A 15,806-nucleotide genomic window follows, 5' to 3' on the forward strand; every position below is an offset into this window, starting at 1 on the left:
GCGGCAATGCCATTGGAACCGCCAGACATCCCCTATGGCGTGAAGCGTGGCAATCACAAGCTGCGCGTCGGCCTGGCTCGGCGGCATGGGATTGTGCCGCTGGACGTGGCGGCGTGGCTCGGCGGCTCGGCTACCGTTGCCGAGAAATCTAAGTTTCACCGGCACCTGGCGGCGATGGAATCGGCAGGTTTGATTGAACGGCTGAGGCTCCACGGCGCGCAGCGATTCAATCACGTTCGATTAACAGAAAAAGGATTGGCTGAGGCGAGAGCGCTGGCGAATGTTCGCCAGCGATGACGTGTCTTTTTCAAAGGGAGTCTGAGTTATGGCCATAACAGAACTGACCGCGCAGGAGAAAAACCTGTTGAAATTGTATCGGGAACTAAGCGACCCCCAACGCGAAGTGATTGTGAAGGCGATGATGGAGCAACCGCCGCGCGACGCTGCCGATGCCTATCTCTTAGGTCTAGTCCGCGAGCTTGGCCCGGAATACGCCTGTAAGTTGATTCGCGCGGCGGAATGGGAGCTGGATATTAAGAGGCGCGACGCAAGGGCCGAGGCGCGGGCCGCACGTTTTGCCGTGTGTTGACGACGGCATTTACGATGGGACAATGACAACGCGGGCTGGGGCGACGGCCTGATCGGCGGATTTCCGACCGCCTGCCCGCGTTTCTTTTTTCAATCGGAAACCGAAACGGAAATCGGTCATGTCGAAAACAAAACAGAAACCCACAAGAGCATCATTCAAGATTCAATTTCAGAATCTCGCGGATGACTTCAAGGCCCTGGCGGCGGGGAAACCAAGCGACTCGATGGAGATAGTGCACGGCACCTTAGCAGAGGCACGCGCGGGGCAATCCATTATTGAAGCTTTCCGCGCGGGGATGCTGAATCTCCCCGGCTTGCGCGAAATCGTCGCATGGCATACGGCCGCTGATATTCCACAACAGCAAATAGGCGTAATCGTCGAATGGCAGCGCGGCCCCGTTGGTCTTTTCACGGACATCGTAAACGGACCGAATCCGGCCGAATTCAAGGGGGAACGCGCCCCGACCCCTGCTCCGCTGTTTGGCTTGCTGGCGAGTCTTGGATACCTTCCGGAACTCACCCCGATAGGTGCCATGCGTGCTGCTCGCGCCTGCGTGATTTTGGCGAGCTTAGTAGGCTCGAAACCGGGGACCGGGAAGAAGCGAGTCGCTGGCAAGGAACCCAAGGAGTTGAGCAACGCGCAAAAAGCCGTTGTGGATTTGCGAGATACAAAGCACCTGAGCTTTGAGGAAATCGGCCGGAAATTGGGGAAGCGCAAGTCAACGGTGAAGGGGCTGTATGATCGGGGGAAGAAGCGGGATGCCGAACGCGAAGCGTTCGAGGGCACCGGGAAGTCGGTCAAAGCACAATCGCTGCCTCTGGGTGACGCTGCCCCCCGTGGCCAAGGTGCAAAACGGTCCGGCTCCACGGTCCGCGAGCACTATTAGCGTTCGCGCGTCGTTCGCTTTTTTCGTTCGCGCTTTCCAAAAATTCCAAAAATAATTTGTGCATCAAAGCGCCCCAAAATGACGCGGTGCGCACCCTGTCTATTGGCGTTCGCGCGTCGAAACCTACCGAAAATGCGAACGCGCTCCCGGTAATTTTGAGGCCGCAATTGTGCGGTCACCGGGAGTATCAACGATGGAATTGTTCGACGTGAAAGCCGTGGCCCTGCTCACAAGCCTGAGCGTGCGGCAAATCTGGAAGTTGACCGCAAGTGACCGCTTCCCGAAACCTGTGAGGATTTCGCGGTCGGTGCGGTGGCGACGCTGCGATATCGAAAGCTGGATTAAAGCGGGATGTCTGCTCCCCGAGGGGGTGTCCGCACGATGACACCCCAAAAAAATGGGCCGCGCTCCGTGGGGGATGACGCGGCCGCAACTACTAGACACCCAGACGATAACAAACCCCCGGCAAAACCGCAAGCAATGTTGCCGTACGCGCTCGAATACGCGGCGCGAGGCTGGCCAGTTTTTCCGCTGCATGAAGCACACAACGGCGCATGCACTTGCGGGAAATCCAATTGCAAGAGCATCGCCAAGCACCCGCGAACGCCGAACGGCGTGAGGGATGCGACCGTTGACGAAGCGAAGATTCTGCAATGGTTCAAACAATGGCCGACCGCGAATATCGGCATCGCGACGGGCGCAGAATCCGGCATCGGCGTAATCGACATCGACCCCCGGCATGGCGGCGATGCCAACATAACGGCACTGGAGAAAACCTGCGGCCCCTTGCCGGCGACCGTGACCGTCAAGACCGGAAGCGACGGACGGCATGGATACTTTCAACATCATGGCGGCGAGATTCGAAACGCGAGGGACATCGGCGGCGCTCGTGGCGTCGATGTTCGCGGCGACGGCGGCTACGTCGTAGCTCCCCCGAGTATTCATGCGAACGGCAATCGGTACGAATGGATTGGCGAAACCGAAAAAATAGCTGAATTGCCGGAAGGCTGGCGGCAACTGCTATCGGGAAATCGCCCTGAGAGTGCTAAGCCGACGGCATCGGACGCGCCCAAGACCGGCAAGGCCGACGATGAAACGGTACGCCAAGCCGTTTCGTCTATGCTGAAGATGAAAACCCCGGCCGACGAATCCGACGGCTCGAATCGGCTCTACGCCTGCGCCTGCCGCGCAGTGGAGCATGACCTGGCCGACGATGCCGCATGCAAGGCGCTGAGCGCCTATGTGGCCGTGGCCCCGTTTCCGAAGGATTGGAGCAATGCCGAATTTGTCCAGCGAATCCGCGACGCCGAAAAGACCATAGAGCGTGGCTCCGCAAAGGTTAAGAAACCAAAAGAGCGCCGCGGCAATGCGGCGGGGGGATTACTCAAGATTTTCGAAGCGAGCGGCGCGAAGCTGTTTCACGACCCCGAGGGCACCCCGTTTGCCGTCATTCGCGTCGGCAATCATTCGGAAGTCTGGCCGATTCGACGGCGTGAATTCAAAAGCTACTTATCGGCGCTCTACTGGAAGCAAACCAAGTGCGCCGTTGCGTCGCAAAGCCTGGCCGACGCGCTCAATGTCTTGGAGTCTATCGCGCGGCATGATTCGCAAATGTCCGAAACGCATGTTCGCATTGCAGGCGACGATACGCGCATCATTCTGGACCTGGCCGACACCGATTGGCGGGCGGTTGAAATCACGGCCGAGGGCTGGCGAATTCTGGACGCGGCCCCTGTTCGCTTTCGTCGCCCCCGTGGCATGCTGCCGTTGCCAACGCCTGAGCGCGGCGGCGCGATGGACGAGCTGCGCGAATTCATCAATTGCAGTGATTCAGACTGGGCGCTGATTGCGTCTTGGAATTTGGGCGCGATTCGGCCTGCGCGACCTTACGCGGTTATGAACGTCAACGGAGAGCAAGGCTCCGGCAAAACGACGGCATGCCAAATGCTTCGCGCCGTTTTGGACCCGAACGTATGTCCTTTGCGCGCCGAACCGAAGGAACCCCGCGACCTGGCCATAGCGGCAAGCAACGCGCATATCGTCGCAATTGATAACGTGTCGAAGTTGCAAGCCTGGCTGTCTGACGGATTGTGCCGACTCGCGACAGGCGGCGGATTCTCAACGCGCGAACTATTCAGCGATGACGACGAAAAGTTATTCAATGCAAAGCGGCCGATTGTGTTGAATGGCATCGAAGATTTTTGCACCCGGTCTGACCTGATTGACCGCGCAATCTCGGTGACGTTGCCGACGATTCCCGAAAACAGGCGACGGCCGGAAGCGGAAATCTGGCGCGCGTTCGAAGCGGCGAAGCCCCGGATACTGGGCGCGTTTCTCGATGCGGCGGCGGCGGCAATTCGAAAACTTCCGACGGTGAAGCTGGCCACGTTGCCGAGGATGGCCGATTTTTGCTTGTGGAGCGTAGCGGGTGAAAGCGGGTTGGCCCTGCCCCCTGGCTCGTTTCTCGCGGCGTTCGCGGCGCACCGGCGCGCTGGCGTGGAAATGGTCTTGGAGCATTCGCCGATTTACCCGGCGCTGCGGACCCTGGCTGAATCCGGCAACTGGACCGGCACGGCATCGGAATTGTTGGAGCGGCTGGCCGATATCGAGGCCCCGGCCGACCCCAAGACCGGCCGCCGGAATCTGCCGCACGGCTGGCCTAAAGGTGCCCCCGTACTCGGCGGCATGCTGCGACGGCTGGCCCCCGACCTGCGCCGCGCCGGTATCGACGTGGCCCTTGGCGAGCGGGCGAACGGCTCGCGTCAAATCCGACTTGAATTGAAGGGGGAAAACGCTGTCAACGCTGTCACGCCGTCACGCGACCCCGCTGACGGCTCCGAAAATGGAGTATTGACCCCCCAAAACGTGACAGCGATTGACGGCGATGACAGCGACGGCGGCGAGGCCGCTGTCATGGAAAGCCCCGACGATTGGCCCCCAAACGCCGATTCTGACGGCGATGACAGTGATGACAGCGAAGCCCCCGTGTTATCTGGTGATGATTGGGGGACCGTATGACCGGCGAAGCCTTGGCAACTATGGCTCGGCTGGCTCGGCTTGGCGTGGAGCTTCGAGCGGACGGCGTGCGGCTCCGGTATCGCCCCGTCGCGGCCGTGGACCCTGGCCTGCGGGATGAACTGGCACGCCATAAGGCGGAGATTCTGGCGACGCTGGCGGCTCGCGGCGATCCGGCCCCGGCCCCGGTGATACCCTGCCGACAGCCAGATGAATGGGATGAAGCGGACCTGGCGGCGGTGGAGGCTACGCTCGGCCTACGTGAAACGTGGCGACCCCGATCACCCCCGACGGCCGACGGCATCCCTGACGGCTGGACTGCCGAGGGTTGGATACGGCGGCTTCGGTACTTGGCTGACGCCTGTGAGTCGAACCGGCCGGACCTGGCGGCGCGGCATCGGGCAGAGGCACAACGAATTGGAGATATTGAAAATGTACCCTTTTGACGGCCTGGATGACGAGGAGCGCGAAGGCACCATCGGCGGATTCAATCCCAATTGGGATTATGGCGACGACGACGAATTCGATGACGACGACGATGATGACGACTTTGGCGAGTGAACCCCGAAAACCGACGCGCCAGAATCGCATTAGACGAGCGCAGCGCGGCGAGACACCCCAAGAGACGGCGGAAATCGGAGAGCTAGACGGACTAAACAAAAGCGTATAAGATTCTAGCATGACGTGGACCGAAACAATCAGGCGAGCGGTGGAGCGGAGCGGGCTTTCGATGAATGCGGTGGCGAAGCTGGCCGAAGTGCCATACCCCCGCGTGCATCGGCTTATGAGTGGCGACGGTCTGACGCTGCGAGTTGCCGAGAAAATCGGCCGCGCGGTCGGATTGGAACTGCGACCCGCGAAAGGCAAGGTGCGAACGTGAGACTGTTTCGCCAAAAGTATCGGGACAAGATGACCGGCGAGTATCGCGAATCTGAAAAATGGTACGTCGGCATCATGCTGAACGGCCGCGAGATTCGCATACCCGCTTTCAGCGACAAGCGGGCAAGCGATGAACTCGGACGGAAGATAAACGACCTGGCGGCGTTCAAGGCCGCGCGTCGGGCGCTGCCCCCGGATATGGCCCGCTGGCTCGATACGCTGTCTGGCCCAACGCGGCGACGGCTGGCAAGGCATGGCCTGATTGACCGGCAGAGCGCCGCATCATTCAAGACCCTGCGCGACCACCTGGCCGACTATCGCACGGCTCTGAGCGAACAGGAGCGAACGCCGGACTATGTGCAAAAATCATGCTGGCGGATTGAGCGCATTATCGACGGCATCGGAGCGCAGGCGCTGCCCGACCTGAGCGCCGCGGCCGTTTCACGGTATCTTGCTTCTCTGCGGAAACTCTCACGGAAAAAGGGGGGATTGAGCATTAAGAGTGCGAATCACTACCTTGGATGCGTGAAGGGTTTTTGTAATTGGATGGTTCGCGACGGCCGGGCTGGCCTGAACCCCGTGGAATACCTGGAAGCGTTGAACGCTAATACCGACCGGAAGCACGAGCGCCGGGCGCTGGACCCTGACGAGATTCTGACCCTTTTGACGGCGACACGTCGAGGCCCTGAGCGCCGCGGCATGGCGGCCGAGGCGCGATACTGGCTTTATCGCCTTGCGGTCGAAACCGGCTTGCGGTCTGGCGAGCTTCGCAGTCTCACCCGGTCAAGTTTCGACCTGAGCGAATCGGCGGCCGCAACCGTGACGATAGCGGCGAAGAGCGCCAAGAATCGCAAGGCCGCGACGCTGCCGATTCGGCCGGCGACGGCGACGGATTTGACGGCATACCTGGCCGACAAGCTGCCCCTGGCGGCGGCGTTCACCATGCCGCGACCCGAAAAGGTTGTGGTCATGCTGCGCGAGGACTTGGCGGCGGCTGAAATCCCATATTCCGATGCGGCGGGATGCGTGGCCGATTTCCATTCATTGCGGGCGAGCTTCGCGACGATGCTGGTTCACGGCGGTACGGACATCAATACCGCAAAAGACCTGATGCGCCATTCCACGATTGGCATGACGGCCGACATCTACGCAAAAAAGGTACGGCGAGCGGACGCCGTTGCCGTCGAGGCCCTGCCCGATTTTGCCGTCGCGACGGCTGAGGCCCTGCGAGCGACCGGGACAGGGGAAAACGTCGGATTTTGCTTACCGAATAGCTTACCGAAAAGCTTACCGAAACCCTGCACAAACCGAGGCGCGGCGATTCATCGGCATGCACAAGTAGAGCGCGCACCCGAAGATTCGCAAGTCTATTGCGAATCGGCGGATAGCGTCGTAAGTGACGACCGGGAACTGGTTTCCGTCGGTGAGTGCCAAACCCATGGCACACCACCCCCAAGGGGATTCGAACCCCTGTCGCCGGCATGAAAAGCCGGTGTCCTAGGCCTCTAGACGATGGGGGCATTGCCTTGCGCGCCGCGAAAGTATCGGGAGGCGTCACCCAGTTGTCAATATCCGCCTTCAGACGCGCTCTTACCGGCGCAGGCGCGGCGATTGAGCATCCAGAGTGTAGGCGGCCGAATACGACGAATTCCGAAATGGATTCCCCAAAAAAATATCGCGCTGCGCGTCCGGTTCACGGAGGTCGCAGCGCGATGGTGCCGCGATCGATTGGGCGCTCGAACGCGGCGGGGCATTGAAGGCCGGACTGGGCGTCCAACCTTGCGGGGGGCCTGGATGCCTCCGAACCGACGCTTCATGCACGAATCGCACGTAAGCGCCGCGAGTCGGAAGCGACGTTTTGGTCAGGGTACGAGGTGATTCGAACTCGCTCGGCTCGACCATCCTCGACGAGTCAAATTCTGGATGTCCCCCGACGCTCCCGACCAACAATAGGCCCGACAAACCGCCTGAGTCAAACGCGATTGAATCACGGGGCCTTTTCCGCGGTGATCGCTCTTAAGGTTCGCTTATCGGGGCCGCGGGGCGGGCGGCCATATCAGACCTGCCCGGGCTGCTAACCAACGTGATCGGCCCGTGTCTTTAGCACTGTATGTTCCGGCCCTGAAGTCAGGGTCGGCCTTGAACGGGAGGTCGCACGATGAAAACGAGAATTCAAAAACTGCTGCTCTCACTCATGCTCATAGCCCTGCCGGTTTTTTCGACCGGTTGCGATGACGATTTCTACGAGGATGGCCACCTGACCGACGCGATTTACGCACTGGGCGATGCCGTTTCTCAAGTCATCGTTGTCAGCGCCGCGGCATTCGGACCCGGCGGCATCTCGCATTAATTTCCCCGGATCATCAGTGCGCCCCTCCTCTGATCCTCCTCGTGCGTTGCGAGGGGGATCGAGGAGATGGCGCACGCAGGGTTCGCCCAGTTCTCCGCGAAGATTTGTTCACACGCCTTTCTGGCCTAATTCGTCACTACTCTTCGGCGGTTTTCCCCGTCTGTTCTTTCCCCTCGCGCGATCGAAAAGGTCTTCCGCCGTGGCGCGAACCGTCTTGAGCAGACGCCGCGCCCAAATAAACTCCGTTCCAAGAATCGCGAGGCCCATGATGGTCAGCGGGATTCCCGGGATGATGGGCATGATGTAGCCGATGATGCTCATGATCAGGACCGTGGCCCCGATCACGCCGATGACCAGTCGTCGAGCGGTTTTATAGTACATGACCGGTCCCTATGCGTCCGGAGATCGGGCTCGGCTGCGCTGCTGTTGGCCGGAAACAACGATTGACGTGACGATACCGGTGATCAGAACACCGCAGATAACCGCCAGCGAAATCTGCGTGGGAACGATGTAATGTCCCGAGAGCAGCATTTTCCCGCCGACGAAGACGAGTACGAGCATGAGACTGGCTTTGAGATATCTGAACTTGTCCATCACGCTGGCCAGGGCGAAGTAAAGCGAACGAAGGCCGAGAATCGCAAAGACGTTCGACGTGAAGACGATGAACGGGTCGGTCGTGATCGCGAAGATGGCCGGAATGGAGTCGACGGCAAAGAGGACATCCGTGCTTTCCACGACCAGCAGGACAAGAAAGAGGGGTGTGATCGCCCGTTTGCCGTCGATCCGAGAGAAAAAGTGCCGCCCCTCGAAGTCGGGTGTTACGGGATAAAGACGGCGTGCGACCCGAACAAACGGATTTCGGTCCGGCTCGATCCTTTCTTCCTTGGTCACGAGCATCTTGACGGCGGTGGCGATGAGCAGGGCCCCAAAGACATAGATGACCCAGTGGAAGCGGTGAATGAGGGCGGTACCGGCGGCGATCATCGCCCCGCGAAGAATCAGCGCCCCGAGGATTCCCCAGAAAAGCACGCGGTGCTGAAAGGCGCCCGGCACGGCGAAATACTTAAAAATGAGGGCGATGACAAAGATGTTGTCTAGGCTGAGGGACTTCTCAACGACGTAGCCGGTGAAGTACTTCATCGCCGCGTCCGCGCCGGACTCCTCGCCGCCCGCGTGAAGGCCGATGCCGAGCCAGTGATGCTCGTACATGTAGTAAATGCCGCCGTTGAAGACGAGAGACAGGAAGATCCAGAACGCAGTCCACGCGAGTGCCTCGCGCGTGCCGATGACGTGTTCCTTTCGGTTCAGGACACCGAGGTCCAGCGCGAGGAGCGATAAAATAAGGGCGATAAAACCGACCCAAAGCCAGACGATCACTGCTTGAATCCTGCCTTTCCCGGCGATGACGAACGGCGGGAGTATAGCGACGCGCGACCGTAATGCACGGCGCGAATTCGCCGATTAGAAATTTCGTCTCTGTTTGGAATCGACCGTGCCGGATATTCCCATGGCGCGGACCCGCCGGGCCCGTCGAGTTTTCCAGACCATCTGGTATATTGCCGTCGAGAGGTAAACCAATGAGCCCTCCGCAAGCCGAAGCCGTCGCCGCAGTGGCCCCAGTCCAGATTACGAACGGCATCCACGAATTAACTTTTGCGCCGGTTGAATCCGCTTATCACAACGATGACCTCGCCCCGACGCGGCTGGCCGATCGCAAGTGGGGGATGAAGGACATCGCCGCTCTGTGGATCAGCATGGCGGCGTGCGTCCCAACCTACATGCTGGCCTCGGGCCTCATCGCGGGGGGGATGAATTGGTGGCAGGCCGTCCTGACCGTCTTCGCCGGAAACGTGATCGTGCTCATTCCGATGGTCCTCAATGCCCACGCGGGCACGAAGTACGGCATCCCGTTTCCGGTTTATTGCCGGGCGTCGTTCGGCATTTTGGGTGCAAATATCCCGGCGCTGCTTCGAGCCCTCGTGGCATGCGGGTGGTTCGGGATTCAGGCGTGGATCGGCGGCTGGGCGATCTTTACGATCATGGCTCAGTTCTTCCCTTCATGGAAAACGCTTTCCGATACGCCTCTGGGGATCAATGTTGCCGAGCTGGGGTGCTTCCTGTTTTTCTGGAGCATCAACATCCTCGTCATCTACAAGGGCATCGAGTCCATCCGCATCCTGCTGAACATCAAGGCGCCGCTGCTTCTGGTTCTCGGGTTGTGCCTATTGGCATGGGCCTACAATCGGGCCGGCGGGTTCGGTGCGATGCTCGATCAGCCGTCGCAGTTCGCCGCCGGTCAGCCCAAGGCCGGACAATTCTGGACCTTCTTCGTCCCGGCGCTCACCGCAAACGTCGGCTTCTGGGCCACACTTTCCCTCAACATCCCCGATTTCACTCGCTATGCCTATTCGCAGCGCGATCAGGTCGTCGGCCAGGCTGTCGGGCTTCCGACCACGATGGGGCTGTACTCGTTCATTGGCGTCGCCGTCACGTCGGCGGCCTTCGTGATTTACGGCGAGGACCCGACACTATGGGATCCCGTGGTGCTGCTCTCGCGGTTCGAGAATAAGGCGGTGCTGGTCCTGGCGATGTTTGCGTTGTGCATTGCCACCCTCGCCACGAATATCGCCGCCAACGTGGTGAGCCCGGCAAACGACTTCGCCCACGTCTGGCCGAAGAAGATCAATTTCCGAGTCGGTGGTTACATCACCGGCGCCATCGGTATCATCATGATGCCCTGGAAGCTGGTGGAAGACCCGACCGGCTATATCTACAAGTGGTTGGTGGCGTATTCCAGCCTGCTCGGGGCCGTCGGCGGGGTCCTGATCGCGGACTATTTCGTTATTCGTCGTGCCCGACTGGATCTTCGCGGCCTCTACGAAAAGTCAGGGCCGTACTGGTTTACCGGTGGTTTCAACTTCCTGGCCGTCGTCGCATTGGCGCTGGGGATCGCCCCGTGCATCCCCGGTTTCATCGGGACGGTGACGACGATCAAGGTGCCGCAGATATGGCTCGACCTGTACCACTACGCGTGGTTTATCAGTTTCGGAATCTCGTTCCTGTTCCATCTCCTGCTGACCGGCCTCTTCGGACGAAGGGCTACTTCCGAAGCGATGGCTTGAGCGCGCGTGACGCGAGGATCGCCAGGACGTAAACGGCCGCGGAAAGAACGATCATCGTTGCGCCGGCCGGCAGGTCGGGACCATAGCTCAGCGCCAACCCGCCGATCGTCGTCGCCATGCAGATGAGTGTCGCGCCGATCATCATCCGGGTCAGCGTTCGCGCAAACTGTCCGGCGGTCGCCGCCGGCAGTGTGAGCAGTGCGATCACCAGGATGATCCCCACCACCTTCACCAGCACCACGACCGTCAGCGCGATCAGACAAAGTAGCAGCAGATAATAAAACTCAACGGCAATCCCGCGGAGCCGGGCGAATTCTTCGTCGAAGCAGACCGCCAGAAATTTGTTGTAGAACAAGAGCCCGGCGGCCACGATCAGCAGGTCGAGTCCCGCCAGCAGCCAGAGATCGTCGGGCGAGACCATAAGGATGTTACCGAAGAGGTAGCTCATCAGGTCCTTGTCGTAGCCCGGTGTCTTGGCGATGAAGAGAACGCCGGTCGCCATGCCGACGGCCCATATCGCGCCGATGACGGTGTCTTCGCGTTCTTTGGCGCGAAGACTGACCAGGCCGATGATCAGTGCGGATATGACGGACGCGAAGACGGCGCCCCAAAGCGGCGTGAACTCCCGCCAACCATGGACAACCTGAAGATACCTTGCCGCACCCATGCCGCCGAGCACGCAGTGAGATATCGCGCCGGCGATATAGGTGATCCGGCGGGTGACGACATAGCTGCCGACGATGCCGCAGGCGACGCTCGCGAGCACCCCCGTCGCCAGGGCAAGCTGGAGCAGCCTCATCTCTCCGACAGCTTGGAAAAACTCAGTCACGGCGTCTCACGATGTGCACAAGGACCGGAGTGGTCGTGATGGATCAGTCGAACGTCTCGCCCGTAAAGCTCGATGATGGCTTCGTTGGATAGCTCGCCGCTGGAGTGAACGTGAACCGTCCGATTCACGCAGACCACCGTCTTCACGAATCGCGATACGAACCCGACATCGTGTGAAACAAGCACGACCGTGAATCGCTCGCTGAGCTGCCGGAGCAGGGCGTACAAATCGTCCTGAACGCCTAGATCCAGATTGGCCGTCGGCTCGTCGAGCAGCAGAAGCTTCGGTTCGCACGCCAGGGCCCGGGCAATCAGCACGCGCTGCCGCTGCCCGCCCGACAGCGAGGAGAACGGCCTGGAAGCCTTCGATTCCAGATTGACGTCCTTGAGCCGGGCGCGGGCCATCTCCTTGTCCTTGGCGGAATAGGGACCGATGCATCGGGCGATGCCCAGTCGTCCCATGATGACCACGTCGAGCACGCTCACCGGAAAGAGCGGGTCGAGCTGGGCATGCTGCGGCATGTATCCGATGAACCCGCGGGCCTTGTCCGGCGGGAGACCGAATACGCGCATGTACCCCTCTTGAGGAGATATAAGGCCAAGCATGAGCTTGAGGAGCGTCGTCTTGCCGCCGCCGTTGGGCCCGACGATGGAAACGAAGTCGCGATCCGCGATCGCAAGCGTCACGTCGTCGAGGACGGTCGCTTCGTCGTAGCTGAACCGTAGTCCGCTCGCTTCAATAACGGTCGGCCGGGTTTCCAAAGGGGGGTGAGCTCCGAATCTATGCCGTGGCTGTCATGGACGAGCCGAATCGCGGATTCTCGCAGACTCAGTTTACCGGGGCCAGTGCACTTCTGATTTTTTGTGCCATCTCCTCGAGGTTTTTCAGATAGTCCCGGGCAAGTGGGTCCAAAGTGTCCAGCTTTGCGCCGAGTTCTCGGGCGACTGCTTCCGCGCCCGTCGTCGCGAACTGAGGCTGGACGAAGATGACTCGGGCGCCGCCGGTTCTGGCCTTCTCGACGAGCATGCGTATCTGTCGAGCGCCCGGCTCCTTGCCGCCCTCCTCGATCGCCACCTGTTTGAGGCCGTAGGCGTCCCCAAAGTAACCGAAGGAAGGATGAAATACGAAAAACTCCTTCCCCCGGCATGGTGCAAGAAGCTCGGTCAGCTTCGAATGCACGGCATCCAGCTCACGCTCGAAAGTCGTCAGGTTGCTCCGGTATTCGACGGCGTGATCGGGGTCCAGCTCTGAAAGCGTCTGCTCAATGCGCCCGGCCAGCTTCTTGACGATCCGCGGATCGAGCCAGATGTGCGGATCGCCCTCTTCATCGTGATGATGATGCTCTGACGCGCCGTCGTCATCATGGAAGCACTCAACGCCGGGACGCCGCTTGATGCCCTCACTCGTATCGACAAACTTGATCCGGTCGCTGACCGATCCCATTCGATCGCGGATCCCCGCCTCAAACGGAACGCCGATCCCGAAGTATGCGCGGGAGGCGGAAATCGCCGCGATCTGTCTTTGCGTGGGTTCGAAGGTGTGATAAGACTGCCCCGGCGCGACGAGGACCTCGACGCGCGCACGTTTGCCCGCGACGCGTTCGACAAAATAGGCTTGCGGGGCAATGGTGACGAAAACAACGAGCGATTGATCCGATGGACCATCAGCGCTTTTTGAGTTGCAACAAGGCTGAAGCAGAACGGCACTGATGACGAGCCCGCAAGCCGACAAACCCAGAAGTATTCTCGCGCGCCTCATCATGGTTTCCCGAAACCGCCGCCAATCCCTGCCAGGAGCGACAGGATGATTGTAATAGCTAGGGAAGCATAGAGCTGTCTCGGTGCAAAAAAAGAAACGGGTCGGCCGAGGCCACAACCCGTTTCAAAGGAAGAGCTCGCGGCACTGGCGGATCAAGCGCCGCGACTCAGTTTGTTGACGCGCCTGCCGATCAGTCTCCCAGATCGTTAAGCAGCCGCTCACTCGCAATGTCCAGCTTGTCAGGCGTCACGTACGAGCCGTCCAGAATCTCGTTGCGGATATTCACGATTCGGCGAGCCCGGACCTCTGGAAGTTCCGAAAGGCGACTCAAGAACGATGCCAATTCCGAAATCTCAACGGTGTCATCCAGGACGGCGGTGTTGGCCGACTCGGATCGGCGGGAAGTCTGATTGGCGAATTCCCTCAACGTTGACGATGAAACCGGCACCCCCAATCCCTGTATCTCACTCACAATACACCTCGCTTACTTCGCTTCGGCACACTTACAATTCACAACTGTTACGACTGATTGCGTGGCGAAGTTCGCAATCTAAAAAACCGTCTCTGACTGTCGCTGGGTCTCGGGCGGAAACTGCGCGTGGTCCGACCAAATCAGCCACAGTCTCAACATTCTCCATATCGGTCGCCAGCTACTCCGGACTAAAGGCATTTGCCGGGCATCCCCCATATGTAGTCTGGAATCGTCAAAAGTGCCGTTTTTCACAGCTTACAGGTATGTGCACACTTATCGGGCAAAGTGTCATAAGTCCTGCGATATCAATACTTGCATCAAGCGCCGCACTTCCACAGGCCGTGTCCAGCCGCTGTGATTTCCTCCAGCCGGGTACCACTATATATGGTGTATTGAAGGTCGTGCGTCCGAGAATATCTTAGGGGCTTCCACAAGTCCCTTTTGTGAAATCCTTCGTATTCCAACGCGCGAAGCGTGCGCGTTGGTCCGTCTGATCGCGTTTTTGGCAGCGGCGCAGTTGCAAAGACATTCCATATAATGCGAGACATGTCAAAGAATTCTCCTCCCGACGTAGCGAAGATACGAGCCGCGAACTTCGCCGAACTCGAACCTCGGTACACCGCAGATGAGGCGATTGCCGAGTCCTCTCGATGCCTGTTTTGCTACGACGCGCCCTGCACGCGCTCGTGTCCGACACACATAGATATTCCCAAGTTCATCCGCCAGATTCTCCACAAGAACCCGATCGGCGCGGCGGAGACGATCCTCAGCGAGAACATCTTTGGCGGATCGTGCGCCCGTGCCTGTCCAACCGAAGTCCTCTGCGAGGGCGCCTGCGTGGACAACACGCTGCTCAAGTCGCCCGTGCGCATCGGCCGACTCCAGCGATTCGCCTGCGATGAGGCGGCTGACAAGGACGTTCAGTTCTTTAAGGCGGGGCCGGACTCCGGCAAGAAAGTGGCGATCGTCGGCGCCGGCCCGGCGGGACTGACCTGTGCTCACGAACTGCGCAAGCAAGGACACGCCGTTACCGTCTTTGAAGCCCGCGAGATGCCCGGCGGAATCAACACCTACGGCATTGCCTACTACAAATACGATACGAAGTTTGCCCTGTCTGAAGTCGAGCAGGTCAAGCGAATCGGTGGAATCGACTTGCGCACCAATTCGCCGGTCACTGGTGCGCAACTTTCAAAGCTGCTTGCCGAATACGACGCCGTCTTTCTCGGCGTCGGCCTGGGGCGCACCGCCTCACTCCGCATCGACGGCGAAGACAAGTCGGGCGTCTGGGAGGCCCTGGACTTCATCTTCCAGACCCACACCATGCCGCTCGAAAAGTGTCAGGTCGGCCGTAAGGTTCTCGTCGTCGGCGGTGGCAACACGGCCGTGGACGTGGGGACGGCCGCGATTCGGCTCGGCGCCGAGGAAGTGACGATCGCCTATCGCCGCGGCGAGGCGGAAATGCCCGCCTTCAAGTATGAGTACGAACTGACCAAGTCCGACGGCATCCGCTGGGAGTTTAACGCCGCGCCGGCGCGGGTCGTCAGTGCCAACGGCGTGGCAACCGGGTTGGAATTCGCCCGGACGCGCCTCATCGGGGCGGGTCGAGACGCCAAACTTGAAACCATTCCAGGCTCCAACTTCGTCCTGGAAGCCGACATGATCGTCAAGGCCCTGGGACAGGAGGCGCTGCTCGACCTCTTAAAGTCCGTTCCGGGACTCAAGCTGGAAAATGGAAAGGTCGCCGTGGATCGAAGCAGTGGGGCAACATCCGTCCCCGGGCTTTTCGCCGGCGGCGACTGCATCACCAAGGGGGGCGAAGTGGTCGATGCGGTGCAGCAGGGCAAGATCGGCGCCGCGGGGATTCACGCTCATTTGACTGGCAGGAAGTAGCCCGTCACATATCTGC

Annotated in this window: 17 protein-coding genes and 1 tRNA gene; 11 read left to right on the forward strand and 7 right to left on the reverse strand. The window is 60.0% G+C overall.

Annotated elements, in window-relative coordinates; all coding sequences use genetic code 11:
• Positions 1-6: 6 nt before the first annotated feature.
• From HS101_17045 to HS101_17080, 8 genes are all read left to right on the forward strand, one after another.
• Entirely contained in the window at positions 7-297 is a 291-nt protein-coding gene (locus tag HS101_17045; GenBank protein MBE7507973.1) for a winged helix-turn-helix transcriptional regulator, read from the forward strand.
• 28 nt (positions 298-325) lie between these two features.
• The gene (locus HS101_17050; GenBank protein ID MBE7507974.1) at positions 326-589 is read left to right on the forward strand and encodes a hypothetical protein; all 264 of its coding nucleotides are present in this window, start codon (positions 326-328) and stop codon (positions 587-589) included.
• A gap of 118 nt (positions 590-707) precedes the next feature.
• Complete coding sequence (locus HS101_17055; protein MBE7507975.1) at positions 708-1,475, forward strand: sigma-70 region 4 domain-containing protein; 768 nt, start codon at positions 708-710, stop codon at positions 1,473-1,475.
• A gap of 193 nt (positions 1,476-1,668) precedes the next feature.
• Positions 1,669-1,860 (forward strand): AlpA family phage regulatory protein, encoded by a 192-nt coding sequence (locus HS101_17060; GenBank protein MBE7507976.1) that lies wholly within the window; start codon positions 1,669-1,671, stop codon positions 1,858-1,860.
• Between the two features lie 95 nt (positions 1,861-1,955).
• Positions 1,956-4,493: a bifunctional DNA primase/polymerase gene (locus HS101_17065; protein ID MBE7507977.1), complete on the forward strand. Its 2,538-nt coding sequence runs from the start codon at positions 1,956-1,958 to the stop codon at positions 4,491-4,493.
• Between the two features lie 20 nt (positions 4,494-4,513).
• Complete coding sequence (locus HS101_17070; GenBank protein ID MBE7507978.1) at positions 4,514-4,936, forward strand: hypothetical protein; 423 nt, start codon at positions 4,514-4,516, stop codon at positions 4,934-4,936.
• Between the two features lie 233 nt (positions 4,937-5,169).
• Positions 5,170-5,370 carry a hypothetical protein gene (locus HS101_17075; GenBank protein MBE7507979.1) on the forward strand — a complete coding sequence of 67 codons (201 nt, stop codon included), beginning with the start codon at positions 5,170-5,172 and terminating at the stop codon, positions 5,368-5,370.
• A 29-nt stretch (positions 5,371-5,399) separates the two neighbouring features.
• Entirely contained in the window at positions 5,400-6,854 is a 1,455-nt protein-coding gene (locus HS101_17080) for a tyrosine-type recombinase/integrase (protein ID MBE7507980.1), read from the forward strand.
• Here HS101_17080 and HS101_17085 read toward each other — a convergent pair.
• Positions 6,817-6,889: transfer RNA gene (locus HS101_17085), tRNA-Glu, on the reverse strand. The genes HS101_17080 and HS101_17085 overlap by 38 nt on opposite strands.
• Positions 6,890-7,527: 638 nt before the next feature.
• On the opposite strand from HS101_17085, the gene HS101_17090 reads away from it, so the two are divergent.
• Positions 7,528-7,719 (forward strand): hypothetical protein, encoded by a 192-nt coding sequence (locus HS101_17090; GenBank protein ID MBE7507981.1) that lies wholly within the window; start codon positions 7,528-7,530, stop codon positions 7,717-7,719.
• A 108-nt stretch (positions 7,720-7,827) separates the two neighbouring features.
• Here the strand turns inward: HS101_17090 and HS101_17095 are convergent, their stop codons facing one another.
• The gene (locus HS101_17095; protein ID MBE7507982.1) at positions 7,828-8,100 is read right to left on the reverse strand and encodes a hypothetical protein; all 273 of its coding nucleotides are present in this window, start codon (positions 8,098-8,100) and stop codon (positions 7,828-7,830) included.
• A 9-nt stretch (positions 8,101-8,109) separates the two neighbouring features.
• A complete protein-coding gene (locus HS101_17100) occupies positions 8,110-9,096 on the reverse strand; it encodes a TerC family protein (GenBank protein ID MBE7507983.1) in 987 nt (328 codons plus the stop codon).
• A gap of 200 nt (positions 9,097-9,296) precedes the next feature.
• Between HS101_17100 and HS101_17105 the strand changes: the two genes are divergently transcribed.
• Complete coding sequence (locus HS101_17105; protein MBE7507984.1) at positions 9,297-10,841, forward strand: NCS1 family nucleobase:cation symporter-1; 1,545 nt, start codon at positions 9,297-9,299, stop codon at positions 10,839-10,841.
• On the opposite strand, the gene HS101_17110 is transcribed toward HS101_17105, so the two are convergent.
• The 4 genes from HS101_17110 to HS101_17125 all read right to left on the reverse strand — a co-directional run bounded on the left by HS101_17110 (position 10,819) and on the right by HS101_17125 (position 13,900).
• Positions 10,819-11,640: a metal ABC transporter permease gene (locus HS101_17110; protein MBE7507985.1), complete on the reverse strand. Its 822-nt coding sequence runs from the start codon at positions 11,638-11,640 to the stop codon at positions 10,819-10,821. The genes HS101_17105 and HS101_17110 overlap by 23 nt on opposite strands.
• Positions 11,641-11,666: 26 nt before the next feature.
• Positions 11,667-12,431: an ABC transporter ATP-binding protein gene (locus HS101_17115; protein MBE7507986.1), complete on the reverse strand. Its 765-nt coding sequence runs from the start codon at positions 12,429-12,431 to the stop codon at positions 11,667-11,669.
• 67 nt (positions 12,432-12,498) lie between these two features.
• Positions 12,499-13,431 (reverse strand): zinc ABC transporter substrate-binding protein, encoded by a 933-nt coding sequence (locus HS101_17120; GenBank protein MBE7507987.1) that lies wholly within the window; start codon positions 13,429-13,431, stop codon positions 12,499-12,501.
• Positions 13,432-13,618: 187 nt separating this feature from the next.
• Positions 13,619-13,900 (reverse strand): flagellar biosynthesis anti-sigma factor FlgM, encoded by a 282-nt coding sequence (locus HS101_17125; GenBank protein MBE7507988.1) that lies wholly within the window; start codon positions 13,898-13,900, stop codon positions 13,619-13,621.
• Between the two features lie 546 nt (positions 13,901-14,446).
• On the opposite strand from HS101_17125, the gene HS101_17130 reads away from it, so the two are divergent.
• A complete protein-coding gene (locus tag HS101_17130) occupies positions 14,447-15,790 on the forward strand; it encodes an NAD(P)-dependent oxidoreductase (GenBank protein ID MBE7507989.1) in 1,344 nt (447 codons plus the stop codon).
• Positions 15,791-15,806: the final 16 nt, after the last annotated feature.

Source organism: Planctomycetia bacterium (assembly GCA_015075745.1).
Taxonomy (GTDB): Bacteria; Planctomycetota; Phycisphaerae; order UBA1845; family UTPLA1; genus UTPLA1.

Excerpts from the sequence above, each read along its gene's own strand:
- HS101_17070 (MBE7507978.1), top strand. The coding sequence starts at position 4,514 with ATGGCTCGGCTGGCTCGGCTTGGCGTGGAGCTTCGAGCGGACGGCGTG.
- HS101_17055 (MBE7507975.1), top strand. The coding sequence starts at position 708 with ATGTCGAAAACAAAACAGAAACCCACAAGAGCATCATTCAAGATTCAA.
- HS101_17090 (MBE7507981.1), top strand. The coding sequence starts at position 7,528 with ATGAAAACGAGAATTCAAAAACTGCTGCTCTCACTCATGCTCATAGCC.
- HS101_17105 (MBE7507984.1), top strand. The coding sequence starts at position 9,297 with ATGAGCCCTCCGCAAGCCGAAGCCGTCGCCGCAGTGGCCCCAGTCCAG.
- HS101_17050 (MBE7507974.1), top strand. The coding sequence starts at position 326 with ATGGCCATAACAGAACTGACCGCGCAGGAGAAAAACCTGTTGAAATTG.
- HS101_17080 (MBE7507980.1), top strand. The coding sequence starts at position 5,400 with ATGACCGGCGAGTATCGCGAATCTGAAAAATGGTACGTCGGCATCATG.
- HS101_17065 (MBE7507977.1), top strand. The coding sequence starts at position 1,956 with ATGTTGCCGTACGCGCTCGAATACGCGGCGCGAGGCTGGCCAGTTTTT.
- HS101_17130 (MBE7507989.1), top strand. The coding sequence starts at position 14,447 with ATGTCAAAGAATTCTCCTCCCGACGTAGCGAAGATACGAGCCGCGAAC.
- HS101_17045 (MBE7507973.1), top strand. The coding sequence starts at position 7 with ATGCCATTGGAACCGCCAGACATCCCCTATGGCGTGAAGCGTGGCAAT.
- HS101_17110 (MBE7507985.1), bottom strand. The coding sequence starts at position 11,640 with ATGAGGCTGCTCCAGCTTGCCCTGGCGACGGGGGTGCTCGCGAGCGTC.
- HS101_17120 (MBE7507987.1), bottom strand. The coding sequence starts at position 13,431 with ATGATGAGGCGCGCGAGAATACTTCTGGGTTTGTCGGCTTGCGGGCTC.
- HS101_17095 (MBE7507982.1), bottom strand. The coding sequence starts at position 8,100 with ATGTACTATAAAACCGCTCGACGACTGGTCATCGGCGTGATCGGGGCC.
- HS101_17060 (MBE7507976.1), top strand. The coding sequence starts at position 1,669 with ATGGAATTGTTCGACGTGAAAGCCGTGGCCCTGCTCACAAGCCTGAGC.
- HS101_17075 (MBE7507979.1), top strand. The coding sequence starts at position 5,170 with ATGACGTGGACCGAAACAATCAGGCGAGCGGTGGAGCGGAGCGGGCTT.